The following is an 18,127-nucleotide window of genomic DNA, read 5'->3' on the forward strand; positions in this document are numbered from 1 at the left end:
TCGGTGCTCTATCGGTCGCGGCTTCCCTCCTCACTCAACAGGGCTTGCAGGGTGTCCAGGCGCGCGCCGTCGAAGGCGATCACCGTCCCTTGGGCAAACACCCGGCGGGCCAGCCCGGTCAGTACCGCGCCGGGAGGCAATTCGACCTGCAGGCGCACCCCGCGCTCGTAGGCGCTTTGCACCGTGCCGCGCCAGTCGACGACGCGGCACATGTTGAAGGCCAGGTCGTCACGCAACGCTTCCACGGAGCGCATGAGGCGCGCCCGGCTGCCACTCAGGTAGCCCAGCTTCGGCAGTTGCAGGGGTACCTCGGCAAAGGCGGCAGCCAGGGCTTGGGCCGGTTGCTCCAGCAGTGGGCAATGGGACGGCACGCTGACCGCCAGGCGCTTGGCCACGCCGACCCCGCACCCCCGGGCCAACTCGGCCACGGCATGCATCGCGGCATCGCTGCCGGCGATCACCACCTGGTTGTCAGCGTTGATATTGGCCAGGTACACCGGCCTCTGCGGGCTGTGGACCTGGGCCAGCAGCCCTTCCACCGCCGCCAGTTCCAGGCCGATCAATGCGGTCATGCCATAGCCCTGTGGATAAGCCTGCTGCATCAACTCACCCCGCAGGCTCACCAGGCGCAAGGCGTCGGCAAACTGCAGGGCCCCGGCCACCACCGCCGCCGGATAGGCGCCGATGGACAGGCCCGCCACGTAGTTCACCCGAGTATCGGGCTGCAACAGAGTGCGCGCCGCCGCCACACCGGCGATCAGCAGGCACAGCTGCACCGCCCGGGTGCTGGCCAGGGCTTGGGGTGAATCCAGCGTCAGTACGTCCTGCCCCAACACATCGCTGGCCTCTTGCAGGCAGGCCCGCGCTTGCGGGCTTTGCGCCAGACGCTGGAGCATCCCCGGCTGCTGCGCGCCCTGGCCCGGAAACACCAGCAGGCTGCTCATGCCGCCTGCTCCTGAGGGTTCCAGGGGTCGCTGACCAGGCGCGCGCCACTGGCGCTCTTGAGCAGAACCCGGGCAGCCGGCCCGGCCCATTCGCGCAGGGCCAGGGCGCCGCCGGGCACCTGTAACTGCATATCCACCGGGCAACCGGCGCCGTCCAGCAGCGCCAGCAATTCACGGGCCCGGGCCCGTGGCAGAGGCTCCGGGGTACGCAGGATCAGGTCCAGGTCGCTGTGCTGATGCAAGGCAGCCACGCCGCTGGCCAGCTCGAAACCGGCACTGCCACTCACGCCCCAGATCCACTCCAGGGCATCCAGCTCATCGCGCAAGTGCTGCAACACCTGCAACGCCGGCCATGGGCGCCGGGGCGGCACATGACACAGCTGCTCGGGGCGCACCCCGCGCTGCACGGCTTGCAGATCCAGCAGCGCCGGATAGCGCTGTTCCCGGGAAACACCGCGCAAACCCACCGCAACCTGCCCCGGTGCAGTCAGGGCCCGGCGCACCACCACCGGCTGCCCGGCCTCCAGCACCGCATGGGCCCAGGCCGGCGCATCGCCCGGCAACTGCGCCGGGGTCATGCCCCACAGCAGGTCGTGGGGCAGCCAGGGGCCGCACCCGCTCACCACTGCTCCCGCAGCAACTGCCGGACTCGGCTCGACGCCGCCCGGTTCACCGCGCCCAGACGGCTGCCGAGGTCGACGCCCTTGGCCCGCACATCGGCAATCGCCGCCAACAGGCATTGATTGACCCGGGCCAGATCCTCCGCCGTCGGCTGCTCAATCTGCCGCACCGACAGGGTTTCCCACAGCAGGCCCAGGCCCGCGTAGCTGTCGATGTCATAGGCCATGGGCGGCACGCTGGCGGCCAGGGCTTCCAGCTCCTCGACGCTGCGCAGGGTGACCCGCGCCGCCGAGGCCTTGCCCATGGCGTGCACCATCACCCCTGGGTCACGCAGGGCGATCAAGCGGTTGGCCTGATACCCATGGGCCAGAAAGGCCCCGGACATGGCCTTGCCCACCAGCAGGGCAATCACCGGGTGCCCGGCCAGGCGGGCCCGGGCATAGCTGTCGGCGGCGCCCGCCAGGGCCTGATGAATGCCCAGCGCCTCTTCGCGCCGGCCATAGGCCTGGCTCGGCACATCGACAATGGCGATCAGCGCCCGCTTGCGCTCCTGGTCCTGATCGGCGCGGATCACCTCATCCACTGCCTTGGCCAGCCCCCAGCCTTCCAACAGGCCGACCTCGCCCTGGCGGGCGCGGGGAAAACGGTTGTCGGGGTCAGGCACTACAGCAATGAAACGCGCCGGCTGCCCGTCCAACTGGCCGTCGGCCACTTTCAAGGAAGGTGGCAGGCCGCTCACGGGGGTCGCATCGCCACTCAAGGCGTCGAACCAGTTCAGGCCCCGCAGGGAACTAGCAGTCATGGGCGGTCTCCTTGATACAGGTCGCGAACCGTCGCCGCATCGATTTGCGGCGTCGTGTCCAGGCGGGACAGACGTTGCAGGTACAGCTCGGCCTCGCGGCTGCGTTGCCGCGACGGCAAGCCCAGGGCCAGCAGCTCACGGACCCGGGCCTGGATCTGTGCCACGTCGTCAGCCACGTAGCGGTCCACCAGGCCAGTGGCGAAACGCTGCTCGCCGCCGGTCAGGCTCCAGATGAAAGGACGGTCCCGGGAGTCGTATTCCTCAAGGCCCGCTTCCTGCTCGATCACCTGCGGGCCGTTGAGCCCCAGGCGCGCTTCCTGGGTGACCAGCAGATAACTGCACAAACCGGCGGCAATCGACATGCCGCCAAAGCAGCCGACGCTGCCGGCCACCACGCCGACCACCGGCTGGTACTGGCGCAGGTCGACAATCGCCGCATGAATGTCGGCAATCGCCGCCAGCCCGAGGTTGGCTTCCTGCAAGCGCACGCCGCCGGTTTCCAGCAGCAACACGGCGCGGGTCGGGATGCCGTTACGGTTGTCCTCGGCGGCCAGCTCCAGGGCGCCGGCAATCTTCGCCCCGCCCACTTCACCGAGGCTGCCGCCCTGGAAAGCGCCTTCGATGGCAGCAATCACCACCGGCGAACCCGCGATGCTGCCCTTGGCGATCACCACCCCGTCATCAGCCTGGGGCACTACGCCCTGGCGCTCCAGCCAGGGCGACATGACCCGCTGGAACGGGTCCAGCAACTCACGAAAGCTGCCGGCATCCAGCAAGGCCCGGGCCCGCTGCCGAGCACCCAGCTCGACGAAGCTGTGCTTGTTCAACAAGCGTGCGCTGTCAGTCATGGCCGATCTCCTCGAAGCCCTGTTCCAGGCGCAGGCGCACCACCCCGGGGGTGGCACCGAAATCATGGATGTCGATCAACAGCGCCGGCGGCGTCTGGCCGTCGAACATGCGCTCGAACAGGTGCTGCCAGCGCGATGCGCTGCCGTTTACCGAGGTCTGTACCTGGATGCTCAATTTGCCGGGCTGCCCCGGCTCCAGCAGCACTTCCAGGTCGCCGGAGCCGACACAACCCACCAGGGCGCGGCCACGGCCGGGCTGGCCGGCGGGGAATTCAAAGGACAAGGTTTCCATCAGTTCGCTCCCTGGTTAACAGCATCGCCGGATTCGATCCGGTCCAGCAGCAGGCTGGCCGCCAGCAAGTCGGCAGCGCCGCCGGGCGAGGCATTCAAGGTCAGTAGTTGCACATCCAGTTCATGCAGGCGGCGACGCCCGGCCAGGGTGGCGCTGCCACCAGCATCGAGCACCGCCCGGGCCCCCTGCTGCATGGCCTGCAGGCCAAGCTCACCGGCGCGATAGAGCACGCAGGTGTCCGCCAGCCGGCTCATGATCGCCAGCAAGGCATCGAGCCGGGCATTCTGTTCGCCATGGCCCTGGGCGCGGCTGCGCTTGAGCTGCGGCAGCCCCAGTTGCAGCACCGCGGGAAAGCCTTGCTGGGCTTCTTCGCGGGCACCGCGCACGCCGAAGCGCAGCGCCACCTGGGCGCCATGGCTCAAGGGGCGTGGTGCATAACGGTCTTCGAGCAAGGCCAGGCGCGCGGCCCGCAGCGCGACACTGCCGGCACTCGTGGCTTGAGGTTCCAGCGCGGCGGCGGCCACCAGCAGCCCCAGGGCCCAGATCGCCCCGCGATGGGTATTCACCCCACCAGTGGTGGCGAGCATGGCCTGCTCGCCTTCTCGGCCAATGCGCCCCAGGGCTTCACGCAGGGGCAGGCCCACTTCCCCGAGCAGCAGGGCAGCGTCGGCCATTTCCTTGAAGGCCGGCCACAGCGACAGCGCCGAGGCATGCATCAGGCCCAGGTGCAGGTCGGTGTGGGCGCCATTGCCACGGCGGTCCACCAGGGCCGGCTTGGGCGACAGGTCGGCCTCGTCGATCAGCGCGTCCACCGCCAGGTCCGCCAGGCGCTCGGCCAGGCTCGGGGTGGGTGATTGCAGGTTGAATGCGTGCATTACCAGCTCCTGAACTTGGCGGGCGGGTTGTACAGGCCACCGGACCACTCCACCAGGTCGGCCACGCTTTTCGCCGCCAGCAGCTCGCGGCTGGCGTCGGTGCGGCGGATGCCCAGGTCTTCCGGCAGGGCAATCAGGCCTTCACGGCGCATGCGCGCGGTGTCCTTGGGGTTGTGGCGCAAGCCGATGGCAGTAACCCCGGCCACGGCGGCGATCATCGCCTGGCGCTCTTCCAGGGAACGGGCCTTGTACAGGTAGGCGATGCCTTCCTCGGTCAGCAGGTGGGTGACGTCGTCGCCGTAGATCATGATCGGCGCCAGGGGCATGCCGCTCTTGCGCGCTACGTCCACCGCGTCGAGGGTTTCGACGAAGGTCGGTTTGCCGCCTTCCTGGAAGGTTTCCACCATCTGCACCACCAGCTTCTTGCCGCGTTCGAGCATGGCCTGGGGTGCATCGCTCTGATCCTGGCGCATATCGAGCCAGGCCGGGGTGCCGTGGCGGCGCCCGCGGGGGTCGTGACCCATGTTCGGCGCCCCGCCGAAACCGGCCAGGCGGCCACGGGTCACGGTGGAGGAATGGCCGTCGCCATCCACCTGCAAGGTGGCGCCGATAAACAGGTCCACCGCGTACTGCCCGGCCAACTGGCAGAACATCCGGTTGGAACGCAGGGAACCGTCGCGACCGGTGAAGAACACGTCCGGACGCGCGGCGATGTAGTTTTCCATGCCCAGTTCGGTGCCGAAGCAATGCACGCTGTCCACCCAGCCACTTTCAATGGCCGGAATCAGGGTTGGGTGAGGATTGAGGGTCCAGTTGCGGCAGATCTTGCCCTTGAGCCCCAGGGATTGGCCGTAGGTGGGCAGGATCAGCTCGATGGCCGCGGTGTTGAAACCGATGCCATGGTTCAGCGACTGCACGTTGTGTTTTTCGTAGATGCCGCGAATCGCCATCATCGCCATCAGCACGTGCACCGGCTTGATATGGCGCGGGTCGCGGGTGAACAGCGGCTCGATATAGAACGGCTTGTCGGCCACCACCACGAAATCCACCCAGGACGCGGGAATGTCGACCCGGGGCAGCTCGCTGACATCGTCCACCAGCTGGTTGACCTGGACGATGACAATGCCGTCGCTGAAGGCCGCCGGCTCGATCAGCGCGGGCGTGTCCTCGGTACTGGGGCCGGTGTAGATGTTGCCGGCGCGGTCGGCCATGAACCCGGCAGAGAGCACCACATTGGGGATCAGGTCCACCACCAGCCGCGCATAGAGTTCGATGTAGGTATGGATGGCGCCGATTTCCAGCAGCCCGTCTTCCAGCAACTGGCTGATGCGCAGGCTCTGGGTGCCGGCAAAGGAAAAGTCCAGCTTGCGGGCGATGCCGCGCTCGAACAGGTCCAGGTGCTCGGAGCGGCCGACGCTGGGCATGATCATGTGCAGGTCATGCAGCCTGGCCGGGTCGGCCTTGGCCAGGGAGCGAGAGAGAAAGTCCGCCTGTTTCTGGTTGTTGCCTTCCAGCACCACCCGGTCGCCGGGCAGGATCAGCGCTTCCAGGGCCGCGACGATCTTGTCGGTCGGCAACACCACGCCATCGGCGATGGCCCGCACCTGCTCGAGGCGCCGCTGCTTTTCGCTGCGCCGCCGCGACCAGCGCGCGTCGGGGGAAATTATTGTTGTCATGCTCACTCCACGGGTTCGCTGTCGTGGCAGTCACCTTAGGAGTGAAAACAAGGAGCATCAATCAAGCACGGCGTTGGATCGTTACGCTCAGCGTAATGATTTGGGAGCCATGGCACTCTCATGCTCTCTCGGTACACAATGCCCGCCGTACCGGCCCATGAGCGGCCTGGGCAGACCAAGATGAGAGTCAGCATGGACACACCGATTCGCTCGAACCAGGCGCTGCTGGAGCAGCTCAAGCATGGCCTGAAGCCTGACTACCTGATGTTCTGGGGGCACCAGCCCACCCGGGACGGACGCATCTCCCAGAGCTGTTTCAGCCAGTGGTTCGACGCAGGTCTGGAACTCGATGGCATTCAATACCCCAGCGCCGAGCATTTCATGATGGCCGGCAAGGCCCTGCTGTTCGGCGACCAGGAAACCCACGGGCGGATCCTCAAGGCCGTGACGCCCGCCGACGTGAAGCAACTGGGTCGCGAGGTGCGCGGCTTCGATGACGCCCGCTGGACCGAAGCACGCCTGGATATCGTGGTGCAGGGCAACCTGGCCAAGTTCAGCCAACATCAGGCGCTGGGTGAATACCTGCTGTCCACAGGCGACCAGGTACTGGTGGAAGCCAGCCCGGTGGACCGGATCTGGGGCATCGGCCTGGCGGCAGAGGACGCCAGGGCCAGCCGGCCGGAACAGTGGCGCGGCCTGAATCTGCTGGGCTATGCGCTGATGGAGGTGCGGGACAGGTTGCGCATTGGCTGAGGGGCTGCCTTCGCTGGCAAGCCAGCTCCTACCGGCGATGTTGTGTAGCGGCCGGCTTGCCGGCCAAGAGGCCTAGAGCCCCGCCACCAGCAACTCTTCCAGGGCCAGCAGGTCCGGCACCTTGGCCACCTGCTCGGCCACCTGCACCGCGGCCTTTTCCAGCGCAGCCAGGGGCACGTCGACATAGCTCAACTGGCTGTCGAGCTTGCAGGAGCGGGGAATGCCCTGCACCAGCAGGGCCATGAACTTCAGCTCCGGGCGCCCGCCCAGGGCATTGAGCACGACGATCCGCGCCCGCTCGCCAATCACGGTCCTGCCACCGCAGGCCGACTCGAAGCTGATCAGCGCAATCCACCGCTCGCGCCACAGCACCCGGCCCAGGTACCAGGGCGGTGAATCCAGGTCGAAGGTGCCCTGCTGATAGTCGATCAGCTCGGCCACGGCCACGTTGGGCAGGATCAGGGTACGGTCGGCCAGGGGCAGCAGCAGCCCGGTGAGAGTGCTGGCGCGGTGATCAAGCATGGGTCTTGCTCCACAGGGCGATGCTTTCCAGCAGCACCGACTCTTGATAGGGCTTGCCGAGGTAGTCGTTGACGCCGATGGCCATGGCCCGGTCGCGGTGTTTCTGGCCGGTGCGGGAGGTGATCATGATGATCGGCAGGTGTTGCAGGCGCGGGTCGTTGCGTACCTGGATCGCTACCTCGAAGCCATCCATGCGCGGCATTTCGATGTCCAGCAGCATCAGGTCCGGGGTGTGCTCGGCCAGCAGCGCCATGGCGTCGACCCCGTCCTTGGCGGTGAGCACATTCATGCCGTGGCGTTCCAGCAGGCGGCTTGTGACCTTGCGCACCGTGACCGAGTCGTCCACCACCAGCACCAGCATCGGCCGCGGCGGTTGCACCTCGCTGGCCGGCTCGTCGCCCGCCAGGCGCGGCAGCGGTGCCTGGGCCTGCAAGGCGCGGATATGCGCCAGCAAATCGAGAATCAGCACCACCCGACCATCGCCCAGAATCGTCGCCCCGGACAGCCCCTGGACCGCGGCGAACTGCGGCCCCAGGCTCTTGACCACGATTTCCCGGGTGCCGGCGGTGGCATCCACCTGCACCGCGATGCGCTGCTCGTTGCAGTGCACCAGCAGCACAGGCAGCGGCTGCACCTGGCCCAGCAGCTTCGGCCGGGGCACGGTGTGCAGCAGCTCCCCCAGGTAGCACAGCTGATAAGACTGGCCGGCGTACTCATAGCGCGGTGGGTCGAGCTGGTAGTAGCCGTCCAGCTCGCCGGGCAGCACCCGGACAATGCCCTCCACGGTATTCAGCGGAATCGCGTACTGCTCGTCGGCGCACTGCACCATCAGCGCGCGGTTGACCGACACGGTGAACGGCAGGCGAATGCGAAAATGCACGCCCTGGCCGGCAACCGAGTCGATGCTCATGCTGCCGCCCAACTGGCGCACCTCTTCATGGACCACGTCCATGCCCACCCCGCGCCCGGAAATCTGGGTGATCTTCTCGGCAGTGGAAAACCCCGGCTGCATGATGAATTGCAGCACTTCGCGGTCGCTGAGCTGCGCCTCGGGGTCCAGCAGGCCGCGCTTGATGGCTTTTTTGCGCACGGCTTCCAGGGGCACCCCGGCGCCGTCGTCGCGCATGTCGAAAATCATGTCGCCGCCCTCGCGGGACAGGTCCAGGCTGATCCGCCCCTGTGCCGGCTTGCCTGCCGCAAGGCGCGCCTCGGCCGATTCCAGACCGTGGTCCACGGCGTTGCGCAGCATGTGTTCCAGGGGCGCGACCATGCGTTCCAGAACGTTGCGGTCCATTTCCCCTTCGGCGTTACCGACCACGAACTCCACATCCTTGCCCAGCTCTTCGGCCACCTGGCGGACGATGCGCTTGAGTCTGGGCACCATGCGCTCGAACGGCACCATGCGCGTGCGCATCAGGCCTTCCTGCAATTCGGTGTTGATCCGGCCCTGCTGCTGCAACAGATTCTCGGCGTCGTGATTGCGCCGGTCCAGGGTTTCCTTGAGGTCCAGCAGGTCCGAAGCCGATTCGAACAGGGCCCGGGACAGCTGCTGCAACTGCGAGTGGCGGTCCATTTCCAGGGGGTCGAATTCTTCGTAGCCCAGGCGCTCGGCCTCCACCTGCTGGCGGCTGAGAATCCGCCCCTGGGTTTCGGTGTCCAGGCGGCGCAACTGGTCGCGCATGCGCTCGATGGTGGTTTCCATCTCGCCCAATGCCGTGCGCGCATCGTTGACCTGTTGTTCGATACGGCCACGGAAGATCGAGGTTTCCCCGGCCAGGTTCACCAGGTCGTCCAGCAGCTCTGCCGAGACTTTGACCATGTCCCCCACCACTGCCGCTTCCGTCACGGGCGCAACGGGCTCGGGCTTGGTGCTGGGCAGTGCAGCTTGCGCGGCAACGCCGGTCGCTACCCGCGGATGGCTCAGGTCGTGGATTGCATCGATGAGCTTCTGGGCCGGCTTGATGGGCTGGCCGGCACGGGCCGCATCGAGCATCTGGGCCAGGCGGTCGTGGCTCTTCTGCAACAGGGTGAACAGCACCGGGCTAGGTTGCAGCAGGCCGGCGGACAGGCCTTCGAAGAGAAATTCCAGTTCATGGGCCAGATCGCCGATGGGGGCGATTTCCACCATGCGCGCACCGCCCTTGAGGGTGTGCAGGTCGCGCAGCAGGGTTTCCACTTCCTGGCGGCCCTGGGGCTCGGTCTGCCAGCGGGCCAGGGCCGCGGCAGAGCTGTCGATGATGTCGAAACCTTCTTCGAGGAAGATTTCCAGCAGCTCCGGGTCCTGGGCCGCACGGTCTTCCTCGACCGTGCCCTGGGCCACTTCGGCGGTGCTGGCGGCCTGCTGCCGGTACGACCGCACGGCCTCGATCTGCGCCCGGGATTCGTCCAGGGGATGCTGCCCCTGCAACTGTTCCAGCAGCAGTGCCAGTTGTTCGTGGCTGCTGCGCAACAGCAGGCCCAGGTGCTGGCTGTGGCTGTAGCGCCGATCCACCAGCCCCTCGTACAGCGACTCCAGCTCCTGGGCCAGTTCCGCCACCGGTGCCACTTCGGCCATCCGTGCGCCGCCCTTGAGGGTGTGCAGGTCTCGCTGAAGGGAAGACAGTGGCGCGCCATTGTCCGGGTCGGCCAGCCAGCGCTGCAGGGCCTGGTCGGCGCTTTCGAGGATATCCACCGCTTCTTCGAGGAAGATCTCGACAATCTCGTCGTCCGCCTGCATCGGGGCCACGGCCTGCTCCAGGCGGGCCGTGGCCGCGCCCAGTTCGCTGATGCTCAGGGCGCGGCCGCCATCGCTCTTGATCAGGCCCGTGGCAGAAGGGTCCAGACCTTCATCCAGCAGCTCGCGCAAGGCCTGCACCCGTTCCGGGCGCGGGCTGACTTCCTGGCCTGCGGCCAGCTCGTCGAGCATGTTGATCAAGGCATCATGGGCGCTTTCGGCTTCGTGGAAGAAACGCTCGCTGACGGCCAGGCTGCTCTCTTCAACCGCGCCATAGAGATCGAGCAAGGCTTCGCACAGCTCGTCCACCGGGTGCAGGTCGGCCAGGTGCGCGCCCTCGCCCAGGGTGGTCAACTCATCCAGCAGGGCGCTGAGTTCCTGGCGCTCGCCAGGGTGCTGCTGCCAACGGCGCAGCAGGCTTTCGGCATCCAGCAGGATGTCCATGCCCTGGGCCAGGAAGTTGTTGATCAACTGCGGGTCGCGCTTGGCCCGGGGCGCGCTGTCCGGGGCGCTGAGCAGGGTTTCCAGGCGCTCCCCCAGCAGGGCCAGGGCGCGGCCCACCAGGGAGCGGGCGCCATCGATAGGCGCCAGCGGGTCGCTGTCCAGCTGCCGCAGGCCCCGGCGCAGCAGGCCTTCGGCTTCCAGCAGCAGCTCCACCTCGTCCAGGTCCAGGGGGATCAAGTGCGCCCGGTATTCCCGGGCCAATTGGTCCAGAGGGCCGGCCAGCTCGGCAATCGACAGCACTCCGGCCATGGAGGCGCTGCCCTTGAGGGTGTGCAGGGCCCGTTGCAGTTCGTCGCTGGCCTGCAGCGGTACGTGTTCGGCGGCCTGCTCGAGAAAGCGGTTGATGCTGTCCAGATGGGTCTGGGCCTCGGTGCGGAAGATCTCCAGCAACTGCGGGTCCAAGGCCTCGGCCGGCACTGGCGCCGAGCCTTGCGCGCCATTGGCCAAGGCATGGGCCCGGGCGGCCAGGCGGTCGACATCGTCGCGCTGGCGCTGGGCCTGCTGGGCGAACTCGGCGATCAGTTCCGGCAACAGTTGCAGGGTGTCGGCCACCAGTTTCCGGGCCTCGACACCGGGCTCCACGCTGTGCTCCAGCACCCGGTTGAGGAGGTTTTCCACCGCCCAGGCCAGTTCCCCCAGCACCAGCGCGCGCACCATGCGCCCGCTGCCCTTGAGAGTGTGGAAGGCCCGGCGCAGTTCGCTCAGGGCAGATGTGCCATGGGGGTCCGCGGCCCAGCGCGGCAGGTACTCGCGCAGCATCTCCAGCACTTCCTCGGTTTCTTCGAGGAAGACTTCCCGCAGTTCATCGTCCACCGGCTCCTCGTCCCCTGGCGGCGGCAACAGGCTGCCCGGGGTAATCAGGGCCGGCGGGTTGAGGGCCGAGACCGGCACCGCCAGGACATCCGCCAGGGACTGCGCCACCCGGGGATCGTCCAGCTCTTGCAGGTCCTGCATCACCAGGGCTTCGCTGGGGCTCAGGGGCTGATCGAGCAACGGCACCTGCTCCACCGGCACATAGCCCAGGGCGAGCAGACCCTGCTGGGCCACATCGAGGATCTTCTCCCCCGGCGCCTCGTGGTCCTCGCTCAGGCGCTCCAGGTAGTACTCCAGGCTGGTGAGCACATCCGCCAGGTGGTCCAGTTGCTGCCAGTCGGGCCGGGAACGGGCCGCTAACAGGTGTTCGACGACAAACTGCTGGCAGGCCTGCATCAGCCCCGCCGCGCGGGGCAGCGGGATCATCGCCAGGGCGCCGCGCACCTGGGTCAGCAGCTCGGGCAGCGCCTGCAGGTGTTCGGCGTCCCAGTCGGCCTCGATGCACTCGGCGATCAGGTCCTTGGCCTGGTGCAGGCAAACCCGCGCCTCCTGGATCACCAACTGGTGGATCTGGGTCAGGTCGGTGGTGGGCAGGCGGCTTTCCTCACGGCTTTCGGGCTCCACGGTGCCGGCCATGCCGGCCAGGGTCGCTTCCACGTATAACAGGGCCCCCGCCACATCCATCAGCACCGCGTCGTCCGGCGCGCGCTGGCCCTGGGCCAGGCTCTGGACCACCGCCAACTGATCGATGATGACCTTGCGCGGCTGGCCGAAGCCCAGCACCGCCAGGGTGTCGGCGATCTGCCGCAGGGGCGACAGCAGCCCTTCGAGGTCGTCGGTGTGCTGGCGGTCGCTGCGCACGAACAGGTCGAGGCGTTCCTTGACCCGCACCAGGCCATCGCACACCGCGGTCAGCACCGAGCGCATGGCATCCCGGTCGGGGCCGGCCAGGCGGGCCCGCTCCTCGTCCACCACCGCGCTGTCGGGCAAGGCGTCATCCAGTCCGTAACGTTCTTTCATGGTCAGCATCAATGGGGTGGGATGGCGCGCCTTGGCGATATAGAACAGCAGGCTCTTGAGCAATTCATCGGGGGCCGGCCGGTTGATCCCGGCCATGCCCTGTTCCAGCAGGCGCTTGAGCTCCTTGTCGGCATCCTTGAGCAGGCTGCGCACCGCCGGGCTGTTGGCGATCTCGTCGTGGCGCATGCCCTCCACCAGGGCCGAGGCGATATGCCACAAGGGCGCCAGCGGGGCGTCCTGGCACAAGGCTTCCAGGCGTTCGAAGACCTTGGCCATGTAGCCCAGGCTCTGCTCGTCATCCTGCTCGCGCAGCAGGTCCACCAGGGCGGTCTGCAACATGTGTCGCAGCTTGCGCAACTGGTTGGGCAACTCCAGGGGTTCCAAAGCCGCCAGGGCCTTGTCGCTCAGGGGCGGCAGGCTGGGCAGTTGCGGGCTGAACAGGCTGGTTTCCGAGAGCAGGCTCTCGCCCCGGGCACTGCGCAGGTCGTTGAGCAGCGGCAGCACCACCAGCGGCAGGTCGCGCCGCGCGCTCTGCACCCGGTCCAGGTACTGGGGCAACTGGCCGATGGCCTGGCGCAGCAGGCGCAGGGCTTCGTCGCGCTGGGCCACGCGCCCCTGCTGCAGGGCCAGGGCGAGCTTTTCCATTTCTTCAGCCAGCAGCGCGGCGCCGTAGAACTCCACCATCTGCAGGCTGCCATGGACCAGATGAATGCCTTCCAGGCACTGGTCGATGGCCTCCAGGGCCTGGGGATCGTCCGCCAGATGCTCCAGCGCCTGATGCGCCTGCTTCAGGGTCTCGGCAATTTCGCCCTTGACCCACTCCAGGGCTACATAGTCGTGCCGATCAACCATAACCACTCCAGTCAAAGCCTTGTGTCAGCGGTTGTCATTCGGGGCCGGGCCCCGGGTGGCCGGCAGGGTGAAGCCGGACACCGAGCGGCGCAGCTGGCTGGCCATCTTCGCCAGGTTGCCGATGCTCTCGGCGGTGGCGGTGGAACCGGACGAAGTCTGCGAGGTGATCTGCTGGATCACGTTCATGGTCAGGGAAATCTGCCCGGCCGAAGAGGTCTGCTGCTGGGCCGCGTTGGAGATGCTCTGGATCAGCGCCGCCAGGGTCTTGGACACGCCTTCGATCTCTTCCAGGGCCACCCCGGCGTCCTGGGCCAGGCGCGCGCCGCGCACCACTTCGGTGGTGGTCTGCTCCATGGAGATCACCGCCTCGTTGGTGTCGGTCTGGATCGCCCGCACCAGGGTCTCGATCTGCCGCGTGGCCGCCGAGGAACGCTCCGCCAGCCGCTGCACCTCGTCGGCCACCACGGCAAAGCCGCGCCCGGCGTCACCGGCCATGGAGGCCTGGATCGCCGCGTTGAGGGCGAGGATGTTGGTCTGGTCGGCAATGTCGTCGATCAGGCTAACGATATCGCCGATCTCCTGGGAAGACTCGCCCAGACGCTTGATCCGCTTGGCGGTGTCCTGGATCTGCTCACGGATGTTGTCCATGCCGTGAATGGTGTTGTGCACCACCTCGTTGCCCTTGTTGGCGATTTCCACCGAGCGCTCGGCCACCGCCGAGGATTCCGCGGCGTTGGCCGATACCTGGTCGATGGACTGGGCCATTTCGTTGATCGCCGTGGAGGCTTCGGAAATCTGCTGGGCCTGATGCTCCGAGGCTTCGGCCAGCTGCATGGCGGTGGCCTGGGTTTCCTGCACTGCGCCGGCCACCTGGCCGGCGGTGAGGTTGATGGTGGCCACCAGGTCGCGCAGCTGGTCGACGGAATAATTGATGGAGTCGGCAATGGTGCCGGTGAAGTCCTCGGTCACCGAAGCGGTGACCGTGAGGTCGCCGTCGGCCAGGTCCTCGATCTCGTCCAGCAAACGCATGATCGCGTTCTGGTTGCGCTCGTTCTTCTCTGCGGTCTCGCGCAACTGGCGGTTGGTCTCGCGCACCATCACCAGGCCGATGAGGATGATCGAAGCCAGGGCCAGCAAGCCCAGGACGTAGCCGCCGATGGTGTCCAGCTTGCGGCTGCCGGCCAGGTTCTCGAAGCCACTGGCCAGCAGCGAAGCTTCGTCCAGCAGGGTCTGGGACAGGCTGAAGATGTTGCTCGCCGACTCGCGGACCTGGAACAGCTCGGGGGAGGTTTCGAGGATCTCGTCCACGGAGCCGGAGACGAACTCGAACAACTCGGAAATCTCCGCCAGCCGCCCCCGGGCATCCGGGTCTTCCACCTGGCTGATCTTCAGCCCCGGGTTGCCCTGCAACATGCCGTTGAGCACCTGGCCGAAGCGCGCGGCATCGCGACCGAAGGCATCGGCGGCCTGGACCGCGTTTTCGTCCCCGGCCAGCACCGTGTTGACCGCACCGAGAATCCGCTCGGCAAGCAGCGACTGGCGCTGGGCCATGGCCACCTGGGCCGCCGGGGCGCCACGCTGGAGCAGGATCTCGACGACCTTTTCATACTCCACCTGCAATTGCGGCACGGTTTCCGCCAGGGTTGCCGCCACCTGGTGCAGGGACAGCACGGTCTGCTCGCTGGCGAGAATCGCGTCGGTGTTTTTCAGCAGTTTTTCCCAGTCCAGCTGCACCGCGCGCATTTCCTGGCGCAAGGCCACCGGGGCCCCGGGCAGCCCGGTGTCCGGGTCACCCTTTTTCAGGTAGCCCCAGCGCCGGGCGAAATCGTTGCGCGCATCCCCCAGCAGCTTGAACGCCGCAGCCTTGCCCGCCGCCGCTTCGGTGGCGTTCTTGGCAATGCGCTGGGACAGCACCCGCAGCTCGCCAGCATGGCCGATGTACTGTTTGTCGTAGGTGGCCTGGGTATTGAGGTAAGCGAAGTTGGCGAACAACAGCATGATGAACACGATCAGTGCGATGAACAGCACGATGATCTGCGAGCGACTGCGGGAGCCTTCCAGGGGCTTGCCGGTTTTGGCTTTGGTCATCGATCAGGCCTGTGGCGAGCGGGCGGTCCCGCATTCGGGTGCCCGGGGCGCGCGCAACGCCGGGGCAGCATGGGTTGATCCAGGGAAACACGCGCTTCCCGTGGCACGGCCAACGGGTTGCCCAGGCGCCGGGGCGCCCTTCACGCTGCCACCTCCAGGAACCCCGGCGAACGGGCCAGGGCGAAGGGGCTGAAGACCTGCCAGACCTGATCGCGGCGGAACTGGCCCTGCAGGTAGGGGTTGACCGCGGCGTCGGCAAAGTCGGTGATGCCGGGCTCCAGGCTGTCCTGGGCAAAGTGCTGCAGCCCGGCCACCTCGTCCACCAGCAGGCCGGCGAACAGCTCCTTGTACTCCACCACCAGGACCCGCCGCTGCTTGCGCAGGGGCGACAGCTCATGGCCGAAGAAACCGCACAGGTCCATGATCGGCAGCAGCCGCCCGCGCAGGTTGGCTACGCCCTTGACCCAGGGCTTGACCCCGGGCAGCAGGGTGTAGCGCGGCTCGTGCAGGACTTCGCTGATCTCGCCCATGGCGGCCACGTACCAATGCTCGCCCAGGCGAAAGCCGATGCCGCTCCAGCTGTGCTGGCGGGTTTCCTGGGACGGCAGGTCGGCGGCCAGCAAGCGGCAGCGCTGGTCGATCTCCAGCAGCAGCTCGAAGGCGGTCTGGGATTGGCTCATGGCGCGGCTGTCAGCCGGCCAGGACGTTGTTCAGGGTCTTGATCAGGGTCTCTTCGTCCACCGGTTTGGTCAGGTAGTCCTTGGCGCCCTGGCGGGTGCCCCAGACCTTGTCGGTTTCCTGATCCTTGGTGGTGATGATGATCACCGGGATATGGCTGGTCTCGGCATCCTTGGTCAACTGGCGGGTCGCCTGGAAACCGTTGAGGCCGGGCATGACGATGTCCATCAGCACCGCGTCGGGCTTTTCTTCCCGGGCCAGGGCCACGCCGTCGGCACCGTTCTCGGCCTTGAGCACTTCATGGCCGTGCTTTTCCAGCATGCCGGTGAGTTTGTACATTTCAGTCGGCGAGTCATCGACGATCAGAATACGAGCCATGGTCTTCCCCATACGGTATAGGCGCGCGGCCTGCTGGCCGGGCGTCGCTGTGCGTGTCTACTGTGGCGCAAGCGCGACAAAGTCCGGGACATGGGCCTTGATCGCGCTCAGCAGTTCTTCCTTGCTGAAGGGTTTGGTCAAAAACTGGTCGGAGCCGACGATGCGCCCCTTGGCCTTGTCGAACAGGCCATCCTTGGAAGACAGCATGATCACCGGGATGGACTTGAACGCGCTGTTGTTCTTCACCAGCGCACAGGTCTGATAGCCGTCGAGCCGCGGCATCATGATGTCGACGAAGATGATGCCGGGGTGATGGTCGACGATCTTGGACAGGGCTTCGAAGCCGTCCACTGCGGTGATGACCTCGCAACCGACGTTCTTCAGCAGCATTTCGGCCGTGCGGCGAATCGTCTTCGAATCGTCGATCACCATCACCTTCAAGGCGTTGGAATGCTGTTCCATATCTGCTCTGCCATCGCCCCAGCGAATGATTTGGTCCGGTACCGCCGGGCAATGGGTGAAACCCTTGAACTTCAAGGCTTGGGCCCGGCCTGCGAGCCTTTTTAGCACACTCTCCCCCCTGCAATCTATGGACCACGCCAGGCAGTGGTTTTTCCTTGACCCAGGCCCCTGTCAGCGCCACTCTGACGCCACTTTTTTTGCCTCGCTCCCACTCATTTTCTTAAAGGAATCCACCCATGAGCGTTCGCGTCGGGATTGTCATGGACCCTATCGCCAGCATCTCCTACAAGAAGGACAGCTCGCTGGCCATGCTGCTGGCCGCCCAGGAGCGCGGCTGGACCCTCTTCTATATGGAACAGCGCGACCTGTACCAGGGCGCCGGCGTGGCCCGGGCCCGCATGCGCCCGCTGCAGGTGTTCGCCAACCCGCAGAAGTGGTTCGAGCTGGACGCCGAGATCGACTGCCCGCTGAGCGATCTGGACGTGATCCTGATGCGCAAGGACCCGCCCTTCGACATGGAGTTCGTCTACTCCACCTACCTGCTGGAACAGGCCGAAAGCGCTGGCGTGCTGGTGGTCAACAAGCCCCAGAGCCTGCGTGACTGCAACGAAAAGCTGTTTGCCACGCTGTTCCCCCAGTGCACCCCGCCCACCGTGGTCAGCCGCCGCGCCGACGTGCTGCGCGAGTTCGCGGCCCAGCATGGCGATGTGATCCTCAAGCCCCTGGATGGCATGGGCGGCACCTCGATCTTCCGCCACCGCGCGGGTGATCCGAACCTGTCGGTGATCCTGGAAACCCTGACCGTGCTCGGCAGCCAGCAGATCATGGCCCAGGCCTACCTGCCGGCGATCAAGGACGGTGACAAGCGCATCCTGATGATCGACGGCGAACCGGTGGATTACTGCCTGGCGCGCATCCCGGCTGCCGGTGAAACCCGCGGCAACCTGGCGGCCGGCGGTCGTGGCGAAGCCCGCCCGCTGAGCGACAAGGACCGCTGGATCGCCGCCCAGGTCGGCCCGACCCTGCGGGCCAAGGGCCTGCTGTTCGTCGGCCTCGACGTGATCGGCGAACATCTGACGGAAATCAACGTCACCAGCCCCACCTGCATCCGTGAAATCGACAACGCCTTCGGCACCAACATCGGCGCGATGCTGATGGATGCCATCGATCAGAAGCTCAAGGCCAAGTGATGTAGAACAACCAAGCACAAACCAACATTGCGTTATCATGCGCCGCCTGTGAAACCGTGATGTTGGTTTTGTGATGCCTCCTGTGATGTCGAACTG

At 66.6% G+C, this 18,127-nt stretch carries 15 protein-coding genes; 2 read left to right on the forward strand and 13 right to left on the reverse strand.

What is annotated here, in order from left to right:
• Window positions 1-8: 8 nt before the first annotated feature.
• From mdcH to mdcA, 7 genes are read right to left on the reverse strand one after another with little or no spacing between them, the layout of a single operon-like run.
• Entirely contained in the window at window positions 9-944 is a 936-nt protein-coding gene (mdcH, locus tag ABCR88_RS30775) for a malonate decarboxylase subunit epsilon (RefSeq protein WP_350403816.1), read from the reverse strand.
• On the reverse strand, window positions 941-1,567 hold the full coding sequence (locus ABCR88_RS30780) for a malonate decarboxylase holo-ACP synthase (protein ID WP_350023324.1): 627 nt from the start codon (window positions 1,565-1,567) through the stop codon (window positions 941-943). Before ABCR88_RS30780 ends, mdcH begins: the two co-directional genes overlap by 4 nt.
• Window positions 1,564-2,367, reverse strand: coding sequence for a biotin-independent malonate decarboxylase subunit gamma (mdcE, locus tag ABCR88_RS30785; protein ID WP_041120231.1), 804 nt, complete (start codon window positions 2,365-2,367; stop codon window positions 1,564-1,566). Before mdcE ends, ABCR88_RS30780 begins: the two co-directional genes overlap by 4 nt.
• Window positions 2,364-3,215: a biotin-independent malonate decarboxylase subunit beta gene (locus ABCR88_RS30790; RefSeq protein ID WP_041120233.1), complete on the reverse strand. Its 852-nt coding sequence runs from the start codon at window positions 3,213-3,215 to the stop codon at window positions 2,364-2,366. The genes mdcE and ABCR88_RS30790 overlap by 4 nt, the downstream gene beginning before the upstream one ends.
• Complete coding sequence (locus tag ABCR88_RS30795) at window positions 3,208-3,507, reverse strand: malonate decarboxylase subunit delta (protein WP_015637356.1); 300 nt, start codon at window positions 3,505-3,507, stop codon at window positions 3,208-3,210. Before ABCR88_RS30795 ends, ABCR88_RS30790 begins: the two co-directional genes overlap by 8 nt.
• Window positions 3,507-4,382 carry a triphosphoribosyl-dephospho-CoA synthase gene (locus ABCR88_RS30800; protein ID WP_041120235.1) on the reverse strand — a complete coding sequence of 292 codons (876 nt, stop codon included), beginning with the start codon at window positions 4,380-4,382 and terminating at the stop codon, window positions 3,507-3,509. Before ABCR88_RS30800 ends, ABCR88_RS30795 begins: the two co-directional genes overlap by 1 nt.
• Window positions 4,382-6,058, reverse strand: a complete 1,677-nt coding sequence (gene mdcA, locus ABCR88_RS30805; protein WP_041120237.1) for a malonate decarboxylase subunit alpha — start codon at window positions 6,056-6,058, stop codon at window positions 4,382-4,384. The genes ABCR88_RS30800 and mdcA overlap by 1 nt, the downstream gene beginning before the upstream one ends.
• A 192-nt stretch (window positions 6,059-6,250) precedes the next feature.
• On the opposite strand from mdcA, the gene ABCR88_RS30810 reads away from it, so the two are divergent.
• A complete protein-coding gene (locus tag ABCR88_RS30810; RefSeq protein WP_041120239.1) occupies window positions 6,251-6,811 on the forward strand; it encodes an NADAR family protein in 561 nt (186 codons plus the stop codon).
• A gap of 72 nt (window positions 6,812-6,883) precedes the next feature.
• Here ABCR88_RS30810 and ABCR88_RS30815 read toward each other — a convergent pair whose 3' ends face one another.
• From ABCR88_RS30815 to pilG, 6 genes are all read right to left on the reverse strand, one after another.
• On the reverse strand, window positions 6,884-7,333 hold the full coding sequence (locus ABCR88_RS30815; RefSeq protein ID WP_174395232.1) for a chemotaxis protein CheW: 450 nt from the start codon (window positions 7,331-7,333) through the stop codon (window positions 6,884-6,886).
• On the reverse strand, window positions 7,326-13,235 hold the full coding sequence (locus ABCR88_RS30820) for an Hpt domain-containing protein (protein ID WP_350403818.1): 5,910 nt from the start codon (window positions 13,233-13,235) through the stop codon (window positions 7,326-7,328). The genes ABCR88_RS30815 and ABCR88_RS30820 overlap by 8 nt, the downstream gene beginning before the upstream one ends.
• 24 nt (window positions 13,236-13,259) lie before the next feature.
• Window positions 13,260-15,323, reverse strand: coding sequence for a methyl-accepting chemotaxis protein (locus ABCR88_RS30825; RefSeq protein ID WP_011063998.1), 2,064 nt, complete (start codon window positions 15,321-15,323; stop codon window positions 13,260-13,262).
• A 140-nt stretch (window positions 15,324-15,463) separates the two neighbouring features.
• The gene (locus ABCR88_RS30830) at window positions 15,464-16,003 is read right to left on the reverse strand and encodes a chemotaxis protein CheW (RefSeq protein WP_011063999.1); all 540 of its coding nucleotides are present in this window, start codon (window positions 16,001-16,003) and stop codon (window positions 15,464-15,466) included.
• Between the two features lie 10 nt (window positions 16,004-16,013).
• On the reverse strand, window positions 16,014-16,379 hold the full coding sequence (pilH, locus tag ABCR88_RS30835; RefSeq protein WP_011064000.1) for a twitching motility response regulator PilH: 366 nt from the start codon (window positions 16,377-16,379) through the stop codon (window positions 16,014-16,016).
• 57 nt (window positions 16,380-16,436) lie between these two features.
• The gene (gene pilG, locus ABCR88_RS30840; RefSeq protein WP_011064001.1) at window positions 16,437-16,841 is read right to left on the reverse strand and encodes a twitching motility response regulator PilG; all 405 of its coding nucleotides are present in this window, start codon (window positions 16,839-16,841) and stop codon (window positions 16,437-16,439) included.
• Between the two features lie 236 nt (window positions 16,842-17,077).
• On the opposite strand from pilG, the gene gshB reads away from it, so the two are divergent.
• A complete protein-coding gene (gene gshB / locus ABCR88_RS30845) occupies window positions 17,078-18,031 on the forward strand; it encodes a glutathione synthase (RefSeq protein WP_011064002.1) in 954 nt (317 codons plus the stop codon).
• Window positions 18,032-18,127: the final 96 nt, after the last annotated feature.

This window comes from Pseudomonas sp. W17, assembly GCF_040268305.1.
Lineage (GTDB): Bacteria > Pseudomonadota > Gammaproteobacteria > Pseudomonadales > Pseudomonadaceae > Aquipseudomonas > Aquipseudomonas protegens.

Bases quoted from the DNA above. Each gene is read 5' to 3' on its own strand.
- mdcH (WP_350403816.1), bottom strand. From the start codon at position 944: ATGAGCAGCCTGCTGGTGTTTCCGGGCCAGGGCGCGCAGCAGCCGGGG.
- mdcE (WP_041120231.1), bottom strand. From the start codon at position 2,367: ATGACTGCTAGTTCCCTGCGGGGCCTGAACTGGTTCGACGCCTTGAGT.
- mdcA (WP_041120237.1), bottom strand. From the start codon at position 6,058: ATGACAACAATAATTTCCCCCGACGCGCGCTGGTCGCGGCGGCGCAGC.
- ABCR88_RS30825 (WP_011063998.1), bottom strand. From the start codon at position 15,323: ATGACCAAAGCCAAAACCGGCAAGCCCCTGGAAGGCTCCCGCAGTCGC.
- ABCR88_RS30790 (WP_041120233.1), bottom strand. From the start codon at position 3,215: ATGACTGACAGCGCACGCTTGTTGAACAAGCACAGCTTCGTCGAGCTG.
- pilH (WP_011064000.1), bottom strand. From the start codon at position 16,379: ATGGCTCGTATTCTGATCGTCGATGACTCGCCGACTGAAATGTACAAA.
- ABCR88_RS30795 (WP_015637356.1), bottom strand. From the start codon at position 3,507: ATGGAAACCTTGTCCTTTGAATTCCCCGCCGGCCAGCCCGGCCGTGGC.
- ABCR88_RS30815 (WP_174395232.1), bottom strand. From the start codon at position 7,333: ATGCTTGATCACCGCGCCAGCACTCTCACCGGGCTGCTGCTGCCCCTG.
- gshB (WP_011064002.1), top strand. From the start codon at position 17,078: ATGAGCGTTCGCGTCGGGATTGTCATGGACCCTATCGCCAGCATCTCC.
- ABCR88_RS30820 (WP_350403818.1), bottom strand. From the start codon at position 13,235: ATGGTTGATCGGCACGACTATGTAGCCCTGGAGTGGGTCAAGGGCGAA.
- ABCR88_RS30800 (WP_041120235.1), bottom strand. From the start codon at position 4,382: ATGCACGCATTCAACCTGCAATCACCCACCCCGAGCCTGGCCGAGCGC.
- ABCR88_RS30830 (WP_011063999.1), bottom strand. From the start codon at position 16,003: ATGAGCCAATCCCAGACCGCCTTCGAGCTGCTGCTGGAGATCGACCAG.
- pilG (WP_011064001.1), bottom strand. From the start codon at position 16,841: ATGGAACAGCATTCCAACGCCTTGAAGGTGATGGTGATCGACGATTCG.
- ABCR88_RS30810 (WP_041120239.1), top strand. From the start codon at position 6,251: ATGGACACACCGATTCGCTCGAACCAGGCGCTGCTGGAGCAGCTCAAG.